Here is a 17,346-nt window from a genome sequence, read left to right as displayed (position 1 = left end):
TCAGGTCAGCACCTCGCCGGCCAGTCTGCCGAGGTAACCGGCGAACCGGCGGCGGTCTTCGGCCGGCCAGTGCTTGACCAGCTCGGCGAAGGCGGCGCGCTGGTACTCGTGGGTCGCGTCGAGGAACTTCTCCGCCGCGGAGGACAGCGACAGCCGGGCGCGGCGGGCGTCCTGCCCCGAGGTCTCCCGGAGCACGAAGCCGTCGCGCACGGCGTCGGTGATCATCCGGCTGGCCACCGAGCGGTCCAGGCCCAGCTGCCTGGCCACGTCGGCCACGGTCACCTCCGGATGCGCCTGCGCCGCGGTGTGGATGGAATCGATGACGTAGAGGTTCTGCACCGTCCACGTCTCGGGGGCACCGTCGTAGAGGCGTTCCACCACCTCGGGTGCCCACCGGCGTGACCAGAACCTGACCAGGCGGAACAACGCCGGTCCGCCACCGCCCTGGCCGGGCCGGGCTTTCTCGTTTTCGGTCACCGTTTTCGCCTCACCCAAGCCTTTCGTCGAACCAAGATCACCCGTGCGGGTATGGCCGGACATACTGCCATGGCCTTGATGCGTGCATATTGCACGCGTTAACGTGTGCAATATGCACGTAAAACAGGATAGGCGCTCGCTCGCCTTCGCCGGGGCCCTGCTCGGGATGCTGTTGGCGCAGCTGGATTTGACCGTGGTGGTCACGGCGCTGCCGATGATCGGCGACGAGCTGGACGCCGGCCCCGCGGTCGCCGGTCTCACCGCCGCTTCGCTGCTCACCGCCACCATCTCCACCCCCGTCCACGGCCGCTTCGGTGACCTGTACGGGCGACGTGCCGCGTTCGCCCTCGCCACCGGCCTGCTGGCGGCGGGCTCGCTGTGGTGCGCGCTCGCCGTCGACATCGGCTCGCTGGTCGCCGGCCGGGCCGTGCAGGGCGCCGGGGCCGGCGGGCTGATCGTCGGGGCGATGGCCGCGCTCGGGGCGTTGTTCAGCCGCGAGGAGCTGATCCGGCGGCAGGGCTGGCAGGTGGCCGTCGGCGCGGTCGCCTCGCTCGCCGGGCCACCGGCGGGCGGGCTGGTCGCCGACGCCTGGGGGTGGCGGTGGCTGTTCTGGCTCAACCTGCCGGTGTGCGCGGTCTCGCTGGTGCTGGGCCTCGCCGGGCTGCCCGGCCGCCCGGCCCGCCGCCCGGCCGAACGGCTGGACCTGCGTGGCTCGGCGCTGCTGGTGGCCGCCGGGGCCGCGGCGACCGCGCTGGGCACCGTGCCCGGGCTGGCTCGCAGTCCACTGTGGACGCCGCTGCTGGCCGGGGTCGCGGTGGCCGCCGGGTTCGCCTTCGCCAGGACGCAGACGCTGATCCCGCGCCGGGTCTTCGCCGACCGCGTGGTGGTGCGCTCGGTGCTGGCGACCACGCTGGCCGGTATCGCGCTCTACGGCACCTTCACCTACGTTTCACTGGTGATCACGCTCGGTGTGCGCGGGGACGCACGGGCGGCCGGACTCCTGCTGCTGGCCATGACGGGCGGCTCACTGCTCGTCTCCAGCTGCTTCGCCGTGCTCGCGCGCCGCTGGCCGCGGATGACCGCCTGGGGCCGCTGGGGCTGCCTCACGGGCGTGTGCGGGCTCTCCCTGATCGCGGTGTCCGTCCACACCGGCGGATTCGTGCTGCTGGCCACCGGGCTGGCGCTGACCGGCGGCAGCTTCATGCTCGTCGTGTCGGCCTACACCGTGCTCGCGCAGGGACGGGCGGCGCCGGCGGAGATGGGCGCCACGATGGGCGTGTTCACCTTCGCCAGGCAGGCGGGCGGGGTCGCCGGGACCACCCTGCTCGGCTGGCTCGCGCTGCTGGTCACCGGGGGTTTCGAGGCGGCGGGGCTGACCGTGGTCTTCACCGCCGCCGCCCTCGCCATGGTGGTCGCGCTGGCCTGCTCGCCGCGGGTTGTCACAACCGGCGAGGTCGTCTCGTCCCCCTCGTGAGAACGACGGACGAAGGAGGGCGACCATGCCTCGTATTCCCGCGCTGACCGGCAAGAACGGCGGACTGACCCTGCGCGCGCTCGAATGGTTCGCGCGGCGCCGCTACGGCGCGGTGCTCGAACCGATGGCGGTGTTCGCGCACAACCCGCGGGTGCTGCGGGCCGGGGTGGTGACCGAGGTGCTCGCCGAACGGGTGGCCACCGAACTGCCGGTCAGCGTGCGCGAGCTGGCGGTCTACCGGGCCGCGGTCCAGCTGGGCTGCTCGTGGTGCATCGACTTCGGCACCATGCTGCAAAAGCACGAGGGCCTGGACATCGACCGGCTGAAGGCGATCGACGACTACGCCACCTCGCCGCTGTACAGCCACCAGGAGCGGCTCGCGCTGGCCTACGCCGACGCGATGACCGCCACCCCGGTCGCCGTGACCGACGAGCAGGTCGCCGAGCTGGAGGCCGAGTTCGGCCGGGCGGGCGTGCTGGAGCTGACCTACCAGATCGCGCTGGAGAACATGCGCGCCCGGATGAACAACGCGCTGGACATCACCGAGCAGGGCTTCACCTCCGGCGACGCGTGTCGGGTGCCCCCGGTGGCCGGCAGCGGGCGGACGGCCGGTTAAGCAGTTTCCGATTAATCGCCGAGCAGGTCACAGAAGCGTTACCGGAGCAGATCGATCTTGGCCGTCCGGCGGGCGGCCGAGATCGGCCCCCCGGTCGTTGCGCCCGGCCCACTCCGGCATTCGCCAGTGAATGACAAGATCGCCCAACCGCTGGGCAGAGTTGGTTTATCACTCACTGAAATTCGGGCTAACAATTAGCGGTTCGGCGTGGTTATGGTTGCGCCAAGAGCAGTTTTGTGTGCTCCGGCTGGGAAGTCTCGGGGGCCAGTCAGTTGTGCCGGTGACTAATGAGTCGGGTTCCGGCGCGGCCGCGGAGATGATGAATGGAGCGTGGCGCAACATGGTGAGGGCGTTTCCGGCGCGCCGGTGGCTGGCGGTGGCCACCGCGGTGGCCGGGCTGGTCGCGCTGACCGCCTGTGGTGGACCGAACACCGCTGGTACGCCGGGGGCGGCGAGCCCGGTGCCCGGTCCCGGCGGGTTGCTCGACCGGGCTCCGGTGGCCACCGACGCGGAGGTGGCCGCGAGCCCGACCGCCGCGGCCATCCGCCAGCGGGGCCAGCTGATCGTCGGCGGGGAACTCGATCTGCCGTTGCTTTCCGAGCGGAATTCGATTACCGGCGAAACCGAAGGTTTTGACGCGACCCTGGCGAAGCTGCTGGCGAAATACATCATCGGCGAATCGTCGGTCAAGATCGCGAAAGCCACCCCGGAAACGCGCGAGACCCTGCTGCAGGTCGGCACGGTCGACGCGGTGATCCGGATCTACACGATCACCCCGCAGCGCGCGCAGAAGGTCGCCTTCGCCGGGCCCTACCTGATGTCGGGGCAGTCGATCGCCACGCTCAGCCGCGAGCGGGCCATCACCAAACCGGCCGACCTCGACGGCAAGACCGTGGTCGCGGTGGCCGGCACCACCAGCGTCGACGCGCTCAAGCAGGTGGCCCCGGATGCGCAGGTGCGCACCTTCGGCACGGCCAACGAGTGCATCCAGGCGCTGGAGTCCGGGCAGGCGGTGGCCTACGTGCACGACCTGACCGTGCTGGCCGGGGCGGCCCGGCTCAACGACAAGATCCGGGTGATCGGCGAGCCGTTCACCAGCGAGCCCTACGGCATCGGGCTGCCGCGCGGGGACACCGAGTTCAAGAAGTTCGTCAACGACTGGCTGAACAAGATCGTGCAGTCCGGTATCTGGGAAGAGCTGTGGAAGGAGTCGCTGGGCACCGTCGTCGCCGGTCAGCCGCCGGCACCCCCGCAGATCGGGTCCGTTCCGGGGTCGTGAGCGGGAGAGGGGAACGCGGCGTGACAACGAGGTCCTGGCTGCGCGAGGCACTGGTGCTGGGGGCGGCGGGCGTGCTCGCGCTGAGCGGGTGCACCGGAGGCGCTCCCGCGGGCGGGGCCGCCCCACCGGGCCCGCCGAGCCTGCTCGACCGCGCCCCGGTGGCCGGTGCCGAGGAGCTCGCGGCCAGTGAGACGGCCACCGCGATCCGCGAGCGCGGGCAGCTGCTCGTCGGCGGTGAGCTGGACCTGCCGCTGATGTCCCAGCGCAACCCGATCACCGGCGAGACCGTCGGGTTCGACGCCACCCTCGGCAAGCTGCTGGCGAAGTACCTCATCGGCGAACCGAACGTGAAGGTGGTCCGGTCGATCTCCGAGACGCGGGAGGCGGTGCTGGAGACCGGCACGGTCGACGCGGTGATCAGCACCTACACCATCACCCCGCAGCGCGCGCAGAGGATCGCCTTCGCCGGGCCGTACCTGGTCTCCGGGCAGGCGATCGCCACGCTGAGCACGGAGAACAAGATCTCCGGCCCGGCCGACCTGGCGGGCAAGAAGGTGGTGGCGGTGTCCGGCACCACCAGCGTGGACGCCATCAGGCAGAGCGCGCCCGGCGTGCAGCTGACCACCTACGGCGCGGCGAGCGAGTGCATCCAGGCGCTGGAGTCCGGGCAGGCGGTGGCCTACGTGCACGACATGACGCTGCTGGCGGGCACCGCGCAGCTCAACGACAAGATCCAGATCGTCAGCGAGCCGTTCACCGAGGAGTCCTACGGCATCGGCATCCGGCACGGTGACGACGCGTTCAAGAAGGTCGTCAACGACTGGCTGGTCAAGCTCGCGCAGAGCGGGCTGTGGGGCGAGAACTGGACGGAGACGCTGGGCCAGGTCGTGCCCGGTGCGCCGCCGAAGCCGCCGGAGATCGGTTCCGTGCCCGGTTCGTGAGTCAGTCCGGCAGGCGGGTCAGCTTGTCCGGGTTGGCCACGTCGTAGATCGCCACGATCCGGTCGTCGCGCACGGCCACCGTGGTCACGTGCGGGTCCAGCGCCAAGTGGTCCCCGTCACCCGGCGTGGCGGGCAGGTACAGCCCGGGGTCGCCGTTGACCAGCACCGGCCGCCCGCCGGTGAGCGCGCCCTCGGCGTACATCCGCAGCAGCCCGGCCAGGAACCGGGTGATCTTGTCCGCGCCGACCATGATCTGGCGGCTGGTGCGGGCCTTGCCGTCGGCGTCGCCGATCAGCACCACGTCGGGGTGCAGCACCTCGGCGATGGCGCGCACGTCCCCGGCGCTGAGCGCGGCCAGCAGCCGCTCCAGCAGGGCCTGCTGCTCGGCCATCGGCACCCGCGGCGGCGGATCGGCCTCCTCCAGCGCCCGCCGCCCGCGGGAGGCGTGCTGCCGCGCGGCCGCCGGGGAGCAGCCGAGGATGCCGGCGATCTCGGCGAACGGCACCGAGAACGCGTCGTGCAGCACGAACGCCACGCGCTGCTCCGGGGTGAGCCGGTCGAGCACCACCATCGCCGCCATGCGCACCCCGTCGTCGCGCACGGCCACGTCGAGCGGGTCCTCGCTGGGGCGCGGGCCGAACCCGGCCGTGATCGGCTCGGGCAGCCACTGCCCGACGTAGCGTTCGCGGCGGACCGCCGCCGACCGCAGCCGGTCCAGCCCGAGCCGCCCGGCCACCGTGGTCAGCCAGCCGCGCAGGTCGCGGATCTGCTCGCGCTGGGCCTGGCTCAGCCCGGCCAGCCGCAGCCACGCCTCCTGCACCGCGTCCTCGGCGTCGGCCACCGAGCCGGTCAACCGGTAGACCACCGAGACCAGGTGCGCGCGGTGGGCGGTGAACTGCTCGGCCAGCGGATCCCGGGTGACGGCCATACCCAAGTCTGCACCACGCGGACCGCCACTAGAGTGGCGGTGTGGCAGGACGGATCCGGGAAAGCGACATCGCGGAGGTACGTGACCGCAACCGGATCGACGAGGTCGTCGGCGAGTACGTGGCGCTGCGGCGGGCCGGTGGCGGCGCGCTGAAGGGGCTGTGCCCGTTCCACGACGAGAAGACGCCGTCGTTCAACGTCCGCCCCACGCACGGCACCTTCCACTGCTTCGGCTGCGGGGTCGGCGGGGACGTCATCAAGTTCCTGATGGACCTGGAGAAGCTGACCTTCGTCGAATCGGTGGAGCGGCTGGCCGACCGGGTCGGCCTGCGGCTGACCTACGAGGGCGGCGGCGGCAGCGTGCAGCGCGACCGCGGCACCCGCTCGCGCATGGTCGAGGCGCACAGGGCGGCCGCCGAGTTCTACGGCGAGCAACTGCTCGGCGAGGAGGGCAGGATGGCCCGCGACTTCCTCAACGAGCGCGGGTTCGACCCGGTGGCGGCCAAGACCTTCGGCTGCGGGTTCGCCCCCAGCGGCTGGGACAAGCTGACGAAGTTCCTGCTCAAACGCGGGTTCGAGCTGCCGGAACTGATCAAGTCCGGGCTGGTGCGCGAGGGCAGGCAGGGGCCGATCGACCGGTTCCACCGGCGGCTGCTGTGGCCGATCAGGGACCTCGGCGGCGACGTGGTCGGCTTCGGCGCGCGGCGGCTGTTCGACGACGACCGGATCGAAGCCAAGTACCTCAACTCCTCCGAAAGCCCCATCTACAAGAAGTCCGAGGTGCTCTTCGGGCTGGACATGGCGAAGAAGGAGATCTCGCGGCGCCACCAGGTGGTCATCGTCGAGGGCTACACCGACGTGATGGCCATGCACGCGGCCGGCGTGCCGACCGCGGTGGCCACCTGCGGCACCGCCTTCGGCCAGGACCACATGAAGGTGCTGCGCCGCCTGCTGATGGACGACGACGCCTTCCGCGGTGAGGTGATCTTCACCTTCGACGGCGACGAGGCCGGGCAGAAGGCGGCGCTCAAGGCGTTCGAGGGCGACCAGACCTTCGCCGGGCAGACCTACATCGCGGTGGCGCCGGACGGCATGGACCCGTGTGAACTGCGGCTGGCCAAGGGCGACACCGCGGTCAGGGACCTGGTGGCGCGGCGCATCCCGCTGTTCGAGTTCGCCATCCGCAGCATGCTGCGCTCCTACGACCTGGAGTCGGTGGACGGGCAGGTCGCCGCGCTGCAGAAGATGGTGCCGATGGTGGCGCAGATCAAGGACCGCGCCAAGCGCGACGGCTACGCCACCAAGCTGGCCTGGTGGGTCGGCTGGCCGGACGAGGCCATGGTGGTCAAGCGCGTGCGCGCGGCCGCGGGTGGCAAGGGGCGGACCCAGCCGGACCGCCCGGCGGCGAAATCCCGCGACGTGGAACGCCCCGACCCCCACGACCCGCGGTTGACCGTGCAGCGGGAGACGCTCAAGGCGGCGCTGCAGGAACCCGCGCTGGCCGGGCCGGAGTTCGACGCGCTGCCCGACGAGGCGTTCACGCACCCGGCGTACCTGACCATCCGCCGGGCCATCCGCGAGGCGGGCGGCGCCTCGGGCGGCATGGCGGGCCCGGCCCTGTTCGAGGCGACCGCCCAGCACTGTCCACAGGGGATGGTCCGCCGGGTGGTCGGCGAACTGTCGGTGGAACCGCTGCGCGCCAAGAACGAGGCGGACGCGCGGTACGTCGCCAGCGTGCTCGCCGCGATGCAGGAGAACCTGGTGGGCAGGCAGATCCAGGAGATCAAGTCGAAGCTGACCCGGTTGTCGCCGGTGGAGGCGCCGGAGGACTACCGGGCGCTGTTCGGGGACCTGGTGGCGCTGGAGGAGTACCGGAAAGCGTTGCGGCAGCAGGCCGTCGGCGGGCTGGACTGATGGGCTTCTGGAAACGGCTGTTCGGCGACCGGCTCCCGGACGACTTCGACGGCGACCTCGCACCGGACGAGGACGCATTGGGGTACGCGCCGGTGACCGGTGGCGGGTACCTGGTGGTCACCCCGCTCGGGCTGTGGGTGCCCGCGGACGGCGGCCACCGGCGCATCGGCTGGCACCTGATCAGCAAGGCGGTGTGGGGCGAGAACGCGCTCACCGTCACCGAGGCCGACGAGGCGGGCAGCGCCGGGGGTGCGGTGCTGCTGGCCGACCGGACGCCGATGCGGTTCGGCGTGGAGTCACCGGGCAAGGTGCCGCCGATGGTGCGCCGGCGCGTGGACGGCTCGATCCGCGCGCGGCACCGGCAGGAGCTGCCCGGCGGGGTGGCCTGGTTCCTCAGCCGCAAGGTGCCGGGCACCGACGGCACGGTGCTGCAGGTGCGGGCCGATCCCGGGGTGGACCCGGAGCTGGTGGCGGGCATCGCCGAGGAAGCCGCGCGGAAGCTGGTGCCACCGGAGGCATAGCAGTACAGTCGTACTGCATGTGGGATCCGGCGAAGTACCTCGACTACCGGGACGAACGCGCCCGCCCCTTCCACGACCTGCTGGCGCGCGTCGGCGCCACCGAGCCGCGCCGGGTGGTCGACGCCGGGTGCGGGGCGGGCAACCTGACGCCCTCGCTGGCCCAGCGCTGGCCGGGAGCGGTGGTGGAGGCGTTCGACAGCTCACCGGACATGGTCGCCGCGGCCCGCGCGAACGGCGTCGAGGCGGTCCAGCGGGACATCACCGGCTGGCAGCCGGCGCCCGACACCGGCGTGGTGCTCAGCAACGCGGTGCTGCAGTGGGTGCCGAGCCACCGCGAGCTGCTGGTCCGCTGGGCGGGGGCGTTGCCGCCGGGGGCGTGGATCGCCGTGCAGGTGCCGGGGAACCACCGGGCCCCATCACACGATCTGGTGAGAAAGCTCGCGGCTACTTCACGCTGGTCCGGCTCGGTGCCCCTGCCCGCCGAGCACCCCGTGAGCGAGCCGCAGGACTACGCCGAACTGCTGGCCACCCGCGGCTGCGCGGTCGACGCTTGGGAGACCACCTACGTGCAGCGCCTGACCGGGGAGGACGCGGTGCTGGAGTGGATCAGCGGCACCGTGCTGCGCCCGGTGAAGGCGGCACTGGCACCGGGGGACTGGGAGCGGTTCCGGGTGGAACTGGGTTCGCTGCTGCGGGAGGCGTACCCGCCGCGGGAGGACGGGACCACCTGGTTCCCGTTCCGCCGGGTCTTCGTGGTCGCCAGGGTGCGGTGAGCGCCCAGCCCCCGGAGGTTTCCGGCCTCCGGGGACTGACGGTCGCTAGCGGCGGCTGGGTTCCTGGGCGCGGTGCCCGTTGGTGCTCTGCCGCTCGCCGAACGGGAGCTTCTCCCCCACCTTGGCCCTGGCGATCCCGGCCGCTCCCTGCACGGCGGGGTGGTCGGCCAGCTTGCGGTAGGTGCGGACGATCTGCTCGTACCGGCTGCGGCCCGCCCGTGCGCCCAGCACGTAGCCCACCGCAGCGCCCAGCAGGAACTTCTTCATGCTCGTACGCCTCCTTTGCTCGCTGGGTCCATTGTTCCTCAGATCGCGGACGGGGGCCGGGTGCGAGGCGCGGGAGGGCATGGGTTAGAGTTCTTCGTGTCAGGCCGGAGCGATCCGGCCAGGCGAGCGATCCCCTGTAGCTCAATTGGCAGAGCAGCCGGCTGTTAACCGGCAGGTTATTGGTTCGAGTCCAATCGGGGGAGCATCAGCCCAGGTCGACGGCCTGGGCTTTGTTGTGTCCACCCGCAGGCGGGGCTGTCCGCTGCCAGGGCGTCCGGCGGCCGATGTAGTACTTCTCGGCCGCGGTCAGCAGATCGGCTTCGCCCAGTACGGTGGCGGCGGTCTTGCGGAAGACGTGGCGGGGACCCGCATGAGGCGGCAGTCGATCGCCAGGGTCGCAGCGGCGGCGTCGAAGGCCGAGCCATCCATGCCAGGTTCGCCGAGCCGGATGCCGGTGGCAGCACGGTCCTGACCAGGTCCGGCAGGTCCTGCCAGAGAACGAGGCTGCGGTCCTTCGAGTCCAGCCTGCGGGCGTCCGCGAGCTTCTCGAGTTCGGTCAGCAGGTCTGTGCGCTGGACCTTCTCGCTCCTGTAGGTGGCCGAGCGATGGGATAATCCCATTATTCAGATAGCTGCGGTAAACTCGCACAGTTTCCGGCGAACGCTCGCCCCGTGCCACTTCCTGATCGAGTTCCTTGAGCCAACTCTCGCCGATTAGATGCATTCGCGTGGTCGAGGGTAGTTTGCCGTCGCGGACCGCGTCGGCCGTGTCCCGTGGTTATTCTCTGAGGCGGTTGTTTCCTCGGAACCAGCGCGCCGTCCGCTTGGCGGAATCTTGCGTACGCCTCCCAGCGTGCTGGGGCGATCTTTTTGGTGCGCGTGGAACCATGGGTGCCAAGGGGTTCGGAACGTCTTGAAGTGTATGCAGTGTGCATGGTTGTATCGTGGAATCCTGATGTGCGTTGTAGCTCCGCGGCCGGGGCCATGAGCTCGGCCCTGTTGCGGGCCGGGGCGCTTGAGTTCGTGCACGGTCAGGATCATCGTCTGGGGCGGGAGAAGATCGTGTAGCAGCGGGCGGTGAGCGCCTCGATCTGCACGTCGGGCGGCAGCAATACCGAACCCGGATCTTCCCCTCCTTCACGCCATGCGCAAAGTGACTCCACCTAAACGGTGATCTGTCGCTTGGGGTGCTCGGGAGGAGTGAGCCTCACACGGTGCTTTGCTTCTCCATGCCGGCTATCTTGCGCTGGTGGACGCCCCTGCTCCGGTCGTGGCGTATCGGGCGGCGATGGTGCGGACGGCTTCGTCGACCACCTGAGTGACGCGTTCGGCGCTCACCTCCCAGCCCGGCACCAGGAGTGCCGGCCAGAAGACGTAGTTGGAGATCATGCCCAGGAACTGGGTGGCTGCGAGGTCCACGTCCTCGATCCGCACCGTTCCCGCCTCGTGCTCGGCCAGGAGGTAGCTGCGTACGGACTCGAAGTAGGGCATCTTCCCGTGTGAGAACTGCGCATTGGCGAGTTCGGGGAATCGCGGCAACTCGGCGATGACGATGCGGAACAGGTCGGTCATCTGGGAGCGGCCCAGCAGTTCGGCGTAGCGGCGACCGATGGTGCTGAGCCCGTCGACGATATTGCCCGCCGGTGGAGGGTCCTCTTCGTCGGCGGTCGACCAGGATTCGGTGACGATGGCGTCGAACAGGGCTGCCTTGCTCGGGAACTGCTTGAACAAGGTGGCCCGCGAAACGCCCGAGCGCTCGGCGATCCGCGCCAGCGACGTCCGGTCGTAGCCCAATTCGAGGAACAGTGCGGTCGCGGCCGTCACGATCAGTGCGCGCTTCTCCTGGGCGATGCGCTGGTGGTACGTCGTCACGACCCGGCTCATGGGGCGAGCATACGAGGTGAGTGGCTTGACTCACCATTGCCACCGGCCTAGTGTCGAGGGAGAGGTGAGTCGCCCGGCTCACCACTGGCCGCCGTTCATCACTGGTGATCCCGGTCATCCACCCGCGTACCGAAGGAACCCACCTGATGCCCCGCTTCGACGATCAGACCGTGCTCGTGACCGGTGGGACCGGTGGCCAGGGCTCGAGCCACGTGCGCGCCTTCCACGCGGAGGGAGCGAACGTGGTGATCGGCGACATCGACGCCGAACGCGGCGCCGCTCTCGCCGACGAGCTCGGGACCCGCGCTCGCTTCACCCACCTCGACGTCACCGACGAGAGCTCGTGGTCCGCTGCCGTGCTGGCCGCCGAGAGCGCCTTCGGCGCCCTGAACGTGCTCGTCAACAACGCGGGCGTCCAGAACCCGCCGGCGCCGATCGAGAAGACGGCCCAGGCCACGTGGTCGCGCATCCTCGCCGTCAACCTCACCGGGACCTTCCTCGGCATCAAGGTCGCCGCCCCCGCTCTGCGCCGCGCAGCAGGGGGAGCCATCGTCAACATCGCCTCGACCATGGGCCTGGGCGGCACGGCGCACTACGCGCCGTACGTCGCCAGCAAGTGGGCTGTGCGAGGTCTCACCCGAACGGCAGCGCTCGAGCTCGGCCGCGACCACATCCGCGTGAACACCATCCACCCCGGCGTGATCGCGACCCCCTTCATCCACGAACCAGCAGCCGGCGCCACCGCGGCGATCGCCGACTTCTACTCACCCGAGCCGTTCGCCATCCCCCGGCTCGGAGCACCGGCCGACGTCACCCGGCTGCTCCTGTTCCTCACGTCATCAGACGCGTCGTTCATCACGGGGTCGGAGTACGTCATCGACGGTGGACTCCTCCTCGGCCCCGCCCTCCAGGCCGAGACCGCATGAGCACTCCGGACACGACCGGCTGGAACGGCTCCGCACGGGACGCGTCGTCGTCCCACCTGCCCGGCCGCATCCGGCGAGCCATCGAGATCACCCCCGCCGCGGGCACCAGCGAACGGATCATCGACATCACGACGCTGGGGGCGCCGCACCGGCCGGCCACGCCGCATCGAAATCTTCTTCTACCGAGCCGCAGGCGCAACGTATCTGTGCAGCGGTGCCGGCGGTGCCGCGACCGACTGGCATGCGAACCTGCTCGCCAATCCCGGCTTCACCTTCCACCTCAAGAACGGGATCCGCGCGGATCTGCCTGCACGGGCCACACCGGTCACCGACCCGGCCGAACGTCAGGCCGTGCTGGCGGAGATCGTCGCGGATCTCAACCAGCCCCACGACCCCGGCACCATCCGGCCGACCCGGCTCGAAGACTGGGCCGGCAGCCGGCTGATGCGCATCAGCTTCCGCCACCGCCGGTGAGCGCATGGATGCGTTCGCCCATTCCCGAGCTGACAACCTTCGGCCGCCTCGACGAACGTGGGGTCGTCATCGGGCCAGCGCCTCGAGCTGCTGGTCACGATCCACCGGTACCGATGCGGTGGCTGCGGGCACGTGTGGCGGGACGCCTCACTGGCGGCTGAGCGGGTGAGGTTGGTCGGCGACGCGCCCGATCGGCACCGGCCACCGGTTGCGGGCGCTGTTCGCCGTCGACGAGCATGCCGAGGTCAAAGCGACCTGGGGCATCTGCCAGCGGGTGACCACCGCCGTGGCCGGGACCTGAGGACCGCACTGATCGACTCGGTCAGCAAGGTGTCCCGGCCGCTCTTGCCGATCATCTCGCGGAACGGATCCAGCTCGGAGCCCCGCGCGGGCAGCGGTGTTGCGCGGGGCGCTCGGATCGGCAGGCCAGGGCCCGCGCCACGGCGGGTCGCGGTGTCCGTCGGCGACTACTTCCGCAGCGGGCGGAAGAACTCCCGCAGCTCATGGGCGTACAGCTCGGGCTCCTCGTGCTGGAAGAAGTGTCCGCCAGCCGGCATCTGGGTCCACCGCCGGACGTTCATCCAGCGTTCGGCGTACGACCGGGGTGGCTGCGCGGCACCGGTGACCGGATCAGCCGGCCAGAGCGCGGCACCGACCGGGACCTCGATGTCCGAAACCTCCTGCGGGTGGTGCACGGCGTCGTAGTAGGCCAAGAACGAACTGCCGATACTTTCCGTCGCCCAGTAGACAGTGGCGTTGGTGAGCAGGTCGTCCTTGGAGAACCGGCGCTCGACCTCCCCGGCGGAGTCGCTCCAGGACCGGAACTTCTCCACGAGGTACGCGGCCAACCCGGCGGGGGAGTCGTGCACCGCGGGCGCCAGGCTGGCCGGTTTCGTCGCCTGGAGCATGGAGTACGCGCCCTCGGCTTCCATCCAGTTCAGCACGTTCTGGAGGAATGGCTGCTCCTCTTCGGTGGCATCCGGCGGAGCAACCAGCGGATAGATGATCAGGCCGTTCGAGTCGGTGTGCACCCCGGCGACGTGCTCGGCGTAGTCCATACCGAGCCGCAGGGCCACGCTGCCCCCGACGTCCCCGCCTGCCGCACCGAACCGCTGGTAGCCGAGGTGATCACGCAGCAGCGTGAGCGTGCGTGCGGCGATCCGCTGGTACGACACATCGCCCGGTGCGGCCGGTTTGTCCGAGAAACCGAATCCGGGATGTGCCGGTACCACCACGTCGAACGCGTCCGCGGGGTCCTCGGGGTGGGTCAGCAGCGGGATCAGCCGTTCCATCTCGGCGAACGTGCTCGGCCAGCCGTTCATCACCACCAGCGGGAACGGATCCGGTCCCTGTCCGCGTTCCCAGATGAAATGCACGCCCGTTCCGTCAACGGTCGCCCGGTACTGGCTCAGCCGGTTCAGGCGGGTTTCCTGCGTCCGCCAGTCGAACCCGGTCCGCCAGTAGTCGACCAGTTCCCGCAGGTAATCCTGGTCGGTTCCGTACCCCCAGCCCGACTGCGGCATCGGTGGCGCCCAGCGGGTGGCAGCGAGCCGGTGCGCCAGGTCGCGCAACACACCGTCGGGTATGCGAATGGTGAACTTCTCCATGCACGCAGTCAATCGGCCGACGTGGAGACGATCCATGGCTGAAAGCCGCGGCTTGATGTCCAGGCGTCTCCTGTGGCGGCATGGACGCCGAGTCAGGAATGTCGGGATGGGTACTGCCTCGAATTCGCGTCTGGCCGAGTGCTCCGGTTCAGGAACCGGCGGGGTCGTCCGGACGTGTGGCCGGCTGAGCGTGTTGTCGGGGCTTGGTGAAGGGGTGCTGTGCGGCGAACTCGTCGATGGTCAGTCCCATCACGACCAAGTCGTGGTGGGAGCCTGCGAAGTATTCGTGGTCGCGCAGCCGGCCTTCGGTCTGGAAACCGATCTTCTCGTGCAACGCGATCGATGCTTCGTTGAAGGCGTAGATGCCGACTTCGCACTTGTGGAAGCGGCGTTCGCCGAACATGTAGGTCAGCAGCAGGGTGATGGCGCCGGTGGCGTAGCCACGCCGTTGGTGGTCGTGGCCGATGCTGATTCCGTAGCTGAAGCGTCCCGCGCGCTGGTCGATGTCGCTCGTGGACAGTGTGCCGACGAGGGTCCCGTCCGCACGTGCCTCGATGGCGAGCATGAACTCTTCGCCCACTGCCTGCTTGGTGGCCTGGTCCGCTGCCCATTCCCGGTAGCCGGCAGCCGAGCGGGGCGGGTGGATCATGTCCGCGTCACGCATGTTCGCCGAGTGCTCGTCGAAGTGCTGGAATGCCTGCCAGTCTTCGGGTTCGATGCCGCGCAGGCGAACCTTGCGCCCGGTCCAGATCGAGGTCATGGTCGCGATCAAAGCAGTGAATTCATGCTGTGGCGAACGACTTTGCCGTCAGGCTGACCCCGCGGGACCGGCGTGGCAAGAAGCCGGCGGCGCCGCTGCGGCCGCGTCGAGGCCGGCAGCTACCCCGGCCGGGCGACCAACCCGGAGGTGTTGCCGGAGGGCTCGGCAACCACGACACCGTCATCAAGCCGATCGTGGCGCTGCGACGCCAACTGTTGCCACCGGGGGTGAACGCCTCCGACAGCTCACCGGCTCGACCGCCATGCTGACGAAGGCGGCCCCGGTAGCGACCGGCTGCGGTCACCAGCAACGTCTTCGCAAGACCGTCGTCACCGTGCTGCGCGTTCACGCAGACTTGGCGTTCTCGTCTTTCGGCGTGGTGACCTGGAGTTCGCGCGGATGCGGGGTGCCCGCTTCCCGGGCAAGACCGTGGCGCTTCCGGCAGCGGGGCACTCGGTCAGCCCGGCTCCACCTAGGGTTTCAGCCTGCGAACTCAAGGGGGGCGGGACTGCTCCGGCCGCCCAGCACGTGGTCGAGCGGGGCGGCAGGTTCGGCGGGCAGTGACTTCGTCGTCGTGGATTGATGGGGAGCCGTGATCACCTCCCTCCACCGGAGGATTGAGTTTTCTGCCCCGGAGACTCGTGTCCGCCCCGATGTGCCCGGCCCACGCCGGGATTGCGGGGCAGTTCAGCGTCCTCATGGGGCCGCCCGGCTCCGGCGTGAGATGTGCGCGCGGGCCACGCGAACTCACGGCTGGACCGGCGAGGCGACCTGCTGGCCGACAATACGAAGCACCCCGCCGAAGGGCGGGTGGCTCCTGACGTGCCACCGCGCCCCTCCCGGCACAACGGGGTCGTGGTCGACCGTACTTGCCCCGGAACCGGTGTCAGCGACCGACGCCGGTCATCGGCGCCAAGGCGGCCAGCCACTCGGCAACGGTCCGGGGCGCCACGCCGAGCAGTTCCTGGGCGGAACGTTCGAAGGTGATTGAACGGCCCGGCAAGGCGCTCATGGCCCGGTAGCCTTCCGCGACGTCGGCGGCGGGTCCCTCCCCGATCAGGGGTGCGGCGGAGGCGCGGAACTCCTCGGGCGTGATCGACTCGAAGACCACGTCCCGGCCCAGCCCGGCGGCGAACGCTTCGGCCAGCTCCGGCCCCGTGAGCGCCGGGTACTGTCCGACGGAGACCATGCCGGTGATCTCCGGCCGCCTGAACAAGGCGACTGCCACGTCGGCGACGTCCAGGTGTGACGACCAGGAAACCGGGAAGTCGTCCCGTAGCGGGTAGGGCAGCACTCCCCGCTCGCGGATCGAATCGAGGACGTAGGGCGCCAGCAGGTTCTCCAGGTACAGCTCGGGCGCGATCACCGCGTGCGATACCCCGCTGCCGGCCAGTCCGCCGACGAGCGTGGAGATCGCGTCCCCTCCGGTGGGGTCGATCGGGAATCCGCTGGTGGAGAACACCACGCGGGCCGGCCGGGCCGTGCGGACCGCCTCGACGACGTTGCGCGCGAAGGTCCGCCGGTCCTCTTCCGGGGCCAGCGGCAGGTGGATGAACACGCCATCGGCGTCCCGGTAGGCCCGGGTCAGTTCCGCGGTGGAGGAGTAGTCGGCTGAGGCCGTCCGGGCGCCGCTCACGACGGCGTCGGAGGTACGGCTGAGAGCGGTCACGGTCTCGCCGGCAGCGGAAAGCGCGGCAACGACAGGGGCGCCCTGGGCGCCGGTGGCGCCGTGGATCACGTAGGTCATGAGCCCATTAGGGCATACGATGCACCAGTTACATCAACTGCACTAATGGAATAGCATCGAAAAAATGTCCGACGCGAGTCTTCCCGAGTGTGGTGTGGCCAGGTTCCTCGCCCTGCTCAACGGTCCCTGGGCCACCCTCATCGTGCGCGAACTCCTGCTTGGTCCCCACCGCTTCACCGAGCTGCGCGAAGCGCTGCCCGGCATCAGCCCGCACACCCTTACCAGCCGGCTGCGCCAGTTCGAGGCGCACGACATCGTCACCCGCACCACCTACGCGGAGATCCCCCCGCGGGTCGAATACCGGCTGACCCCTCTCGGCGAGGGGCTGCGTGAGGTGCTGGAGGCCATGGCAGCCTGGGCCGCGACAGTCCCGGACCGGAAGCCGGGTGTCACGGTGTGACACCCGGGTAGCGTCCGCGCGGTATCGCTGCGAGGTCACCGGTAGACCTTGCTGGCGTAAGCCAGGTCTGCCCGGCTGCCAGGATCTTTGGCCGAGACCTCCGGGAGAACATGCCGATGAGCAGCAGTCAACGTGCGAACCGGTGACTGCCTGGCGGACTCCTACGACGACGCCCTTCCGGACGCCCGGAAAACCGCCTGTGCAGACCCTGCGGCGAAAGTCCAGGTCACGGTGCACGAGAACGAGGTCGACCGCACCCGCTGCCCGCTCGACGAAGTGGTCTACACCCAGCCGCCGCACATCATCTGCCTGACCTCTCCGGCGTAGTGGGCCTCGGGGTCGCAGTTGGTGCGGAGCCCG

The 17,346-nt window shown here is 70.1% G+C and carries 18 protein-coding genes, 1 tRNA gene and 1 pseudogene; 13 read left to right on the top strand and 7 right to left on the bottom strand.

Going from position 1 to position 17,346, the window contains the following annotated elements:
• On the bottom strand, positions 1-477 hold the full coding sequence (locus AC07EG_RS24385; RefSeq protein ID WP_478255482.1) for a MarR family winged helix-turn-helix transcriptional regulator: 477 nt from the start codon (positions 475-477) through the stop codon (positions 1-3).
• A gap of 112 nt (positions 478-589) precedes the next feature.
• Between AC07EG_RS24385 and AC07EG_RS24380 the strand changes: the two genes are divergently transcribed.
• The 4 genes from AC07EG_RS24380 (at position 590) to AC07EG_RS24365 (ending at position 4,787) form a co-directional block, all read left to right on the top strand.
• Positions 590-1,951 (top strand): MFS transporter, encoded by a 1,362-nt coding sequence (locus tag AC07EG_RS24380; protein ID WP_478255481.1) that lies wholly within the window; start codon positions 590-592, stop codon positions 1,949-1,951.
• Positions 1,952-1,976: 25 nt separating this feature from the next.
• Positions 1,977-2,567 carry a carboxymuconolactone decarboxylase family protein gene (locus tag AC07EG_RS24375; protein ID WP_478255480.1) on the top strand — a complete coding sequence of 197 codons (591 nt, stop codon included), beginning with the start codon at positions 1,977-1,979 and terminating at the stop codon, positions 2,565-2,567.
• Between the two features lie 340 nt (positions 2,568-2,907).
• The gene (locus AC07EG_RS24370) at positions 2,908-3,846 is read left to right on the top strand and encodes a glutamate ABC transporter substrate-binding protein (RefSeq protein ID WP_478255479.1); all 939 of its coding nucleotides are present in this window, start codon (positions 2,908-2,910) and stop codon (positions 3,844-3,846) included.
• A 20-nt stretch (positions 3,847-3,866) separates the two neighbouring features.
• Positions 3,867-4,787, top strand: coding sequence for a glutamate ABC transporter substrate-binding protein (locus AC07EG_RS24365; RefSeq protein WP_478255478.1), 921 nt, complete (start codon positions 3,867-3,869; stop codon positions 4,785-4,787).
• Position 4,788: 1 nt separating this feature from the next.
• Here AC07EG_RS24365 and AC07EG_RS24360 read toward each other — a convergent pair whose 3' ends face one another.
• Positions 4,789-5,715 (bottom strand): sigma-70 family RNA polymerase sigma factor, encoded by a 927-nt coding sequence (locus tag AC07EG_RS24360; protein WP_478255477.1) that lies wholly within the window; start codon positions 5,713-5,715, stop codon positions 4,789-4,791.
• 41 nt (positions 5,716-5,756) lie between these two features.
• Between AC07EG_RS24360 and dnaG the strand changes: the two genes are divergently transcribed.
• From dnaG to AC07EG_RS24345, 3 genes are read left to right on the top strand one after another with little or no spacing between them, the layout of a single operon-like run.
• Entirely contained in the window at positions 5,757-7,628 is a 1,872-nt protein-coding gene (gene dnaG, locus AC07EG_RS24355) for a DNA primase (protein ID WP_478255476.1), read from the top strand.
• Positions 7,628-8,149 carry a hypothetical protein gene (locus AC07EG_RS24350; protein WP_478255475.1) on the top strand — a complete coding sequence of 174 codons (522 nt, stop codon included), beginning with the start codon at positions 7,628-7,630 and terminating at the stop codon, positions 8,147-8,149. The genes dnaG and AC07EG_RS24350 overlap by 1 nt, the downstream gene beginning before the upstream one ends.
• Before the next feature lie 17 nt (positions 8,150-8,166).
• Positions 8,167-8,922: a trans-aconitate 2-methyltransferase gene (locus AC07EG_RS24345; protein ID WP_478255474.1), complete on the top strand. Its 756-nt coding sequence runs from the start codon at positions 8,167-8,169 to the stop codon at positions 8,920-8,922.
• A gap of 45 nt (positions 8,923-8,967) precedes the next feature.
• Here the strand turns inward: AC07EG_RS24345 and AC07EG_RS24340 are convergent, their stop codons facing one another.
• On the bottom strand, positions 8,968-9,189 hold the full coding sequence (locus AC07EG_RS24340; RefSeq protein ID WP_478255473.1) for a hypothetical protein: 222 nt from the start codon (positions 9,187-9,189) through the stop codon (positions 8,968-8,970).
• 130 nt (positions 9,190-9,319) lie between these two features.
• On the opposite strand from AC07EG_RS24340, the gene AC07EG_RS24335 reads away from it, so the two are divergent.
• Positions 9,320-9,392 (top strand) — tRNA-Asn (locus tag AC07EG_RS24335).
• A 1,032-nt stretch (positions 9,393-10,424) separates the two neighbouring features.
• On the opposite strand, the gene AC07EG_RS24330 is transcribed toward AC07EG_RS24335, so the two are convergent.
• Positions 10,425-11,072 (bottom strand): TetR/AcrR family transcriptional regulator, encoded by a 648-nt coding sequence (locus AC07EG_RS24330; protein ID WP_478255472.1) that lies wholly within the window; start codon positions 11,070-11,072, stop codon positions 10,425-10,427.
• 146 nt (positions 11,073-11,218) lie between these two features.
• On the opposite strand from AC07EG_RS24330, the gene AC07EG_RS24325 reads away from it, so the two are divergent.
• From AC07EG_RS24325 to AC07EG_RS24315, 3 genes and pseudogenes are all read left to right on the top strand, one after another.
• Positions 11,219-11,998, top strand: a complete 780-nt coding sequence (locus AC07EG_RS24325) for a glucose 1-dehydrogenase (protein ID WP_478255471.1) — start codon at positions 11,219-11,221, stop codon at positions 11,996-11,998.
• 165 nt (positions 11,999-12,163) lie between these two features.
• Positions 12,164-12,286, top strand: a pseudogene (locus AC07EG_RS24320) (nitroreductase family deazaflavin-dependent oxidoreductase); the annotation flags it as partial.
• Between the two features lie 63 nt (positions 12,287-12,349).
• Positions 12,350-12,472 carry a hypothetical protein gene (locus tag AC07EG_RS24315; protein WP_478255470.1) on the top strand — a complete coding sequence of 41 codons (123 nt, stop codon included), beginning with the start codon at positions 12,350-12,352 and terminating at the stop codon, positions 12,470-12,472.
• 467 nt (positions 12,473-12,939) lie between these two features.
• Here AC07EG_RS24315 and AC07EG_RS24310 read toward each other — a convergent pair whose 3' ends face one another.
• From AC07EG_RS24310 to AC07EG_RS24300, 3 genes are all read right to left on the bottom strand, one after another.
• On the bottom strand, positions 12,940-14,079 hold the full coding sequence (locus AC07EG_RS24310; protein ID WP_478255469.1) for an epoxide hydrolase family protein: 1,140 nt from the start codon (positions 14,077-14,079) through the stop codon (positions 12,940-12,942).
• 148 nt (positions 14,080-14,227) lie between these two features.
• A complete protein-coding gene (locus AC07EG_RS24305; protein ID WP_478255468.1) occupies positions 14,228-14,839 on the bottom strand; it encodes a GNAT family N-acetyltransferase in 612 nt (203 codons plus the stop codon).
• A gap of 886 nt (positions 14,840-15,725) precedes the next feature.
• Positions 15,726-16,586 (bottom strand): NmrA family NAD(P)-binding protein, encoded by an 861-nt coding sequence (locus AC07EG_RS24300; protein WP_478255467.1) that lies wholly within the window; start codon positions 16,584-16,586, stop codon positions 15,726-15,728.
• Between the two features lie 64 nt (positions 16,587-16,650).
• Here AC07EG_RS24300 and AC07EG_RS24295 point away from each other — a divergent pair, with 64 nt between their 5' ends.
• Complete coding sequence (locus tag AC07EG_RS24295; protein ID WP_478255466.1) at positions 16,651-16,986, top strand: winged helix-turn-helix transcriptional regulator; 336 nt, start codon at positions 16,651-16,653, stop codon at positions 16,984-16,986.
• A 132-nt stretch (positions 16,987-17,118) separates the two neighbouring features.
• Positions 17,119-17,313, top strand: a complete 195-nt coding sequence (locus AC07EG_RS24290; RefSeq protein WP_478255465.1) for an LppU/SCO3897 family protein — start codon at positions 17,119-17,121, stop codon at positions 17,311-17,313.
• Positions 17,314-17,346: the final 33 nt, after the last annotated feature.

Source organism: Amycolatopsis sp. NPDC045836, assembly GCF_056431745.1.
The sequence above is the reverse complement of the archived record's forward strand: the minus strand, read 5'-3'. Positions and strand labels throughout refer to the sequence as shown.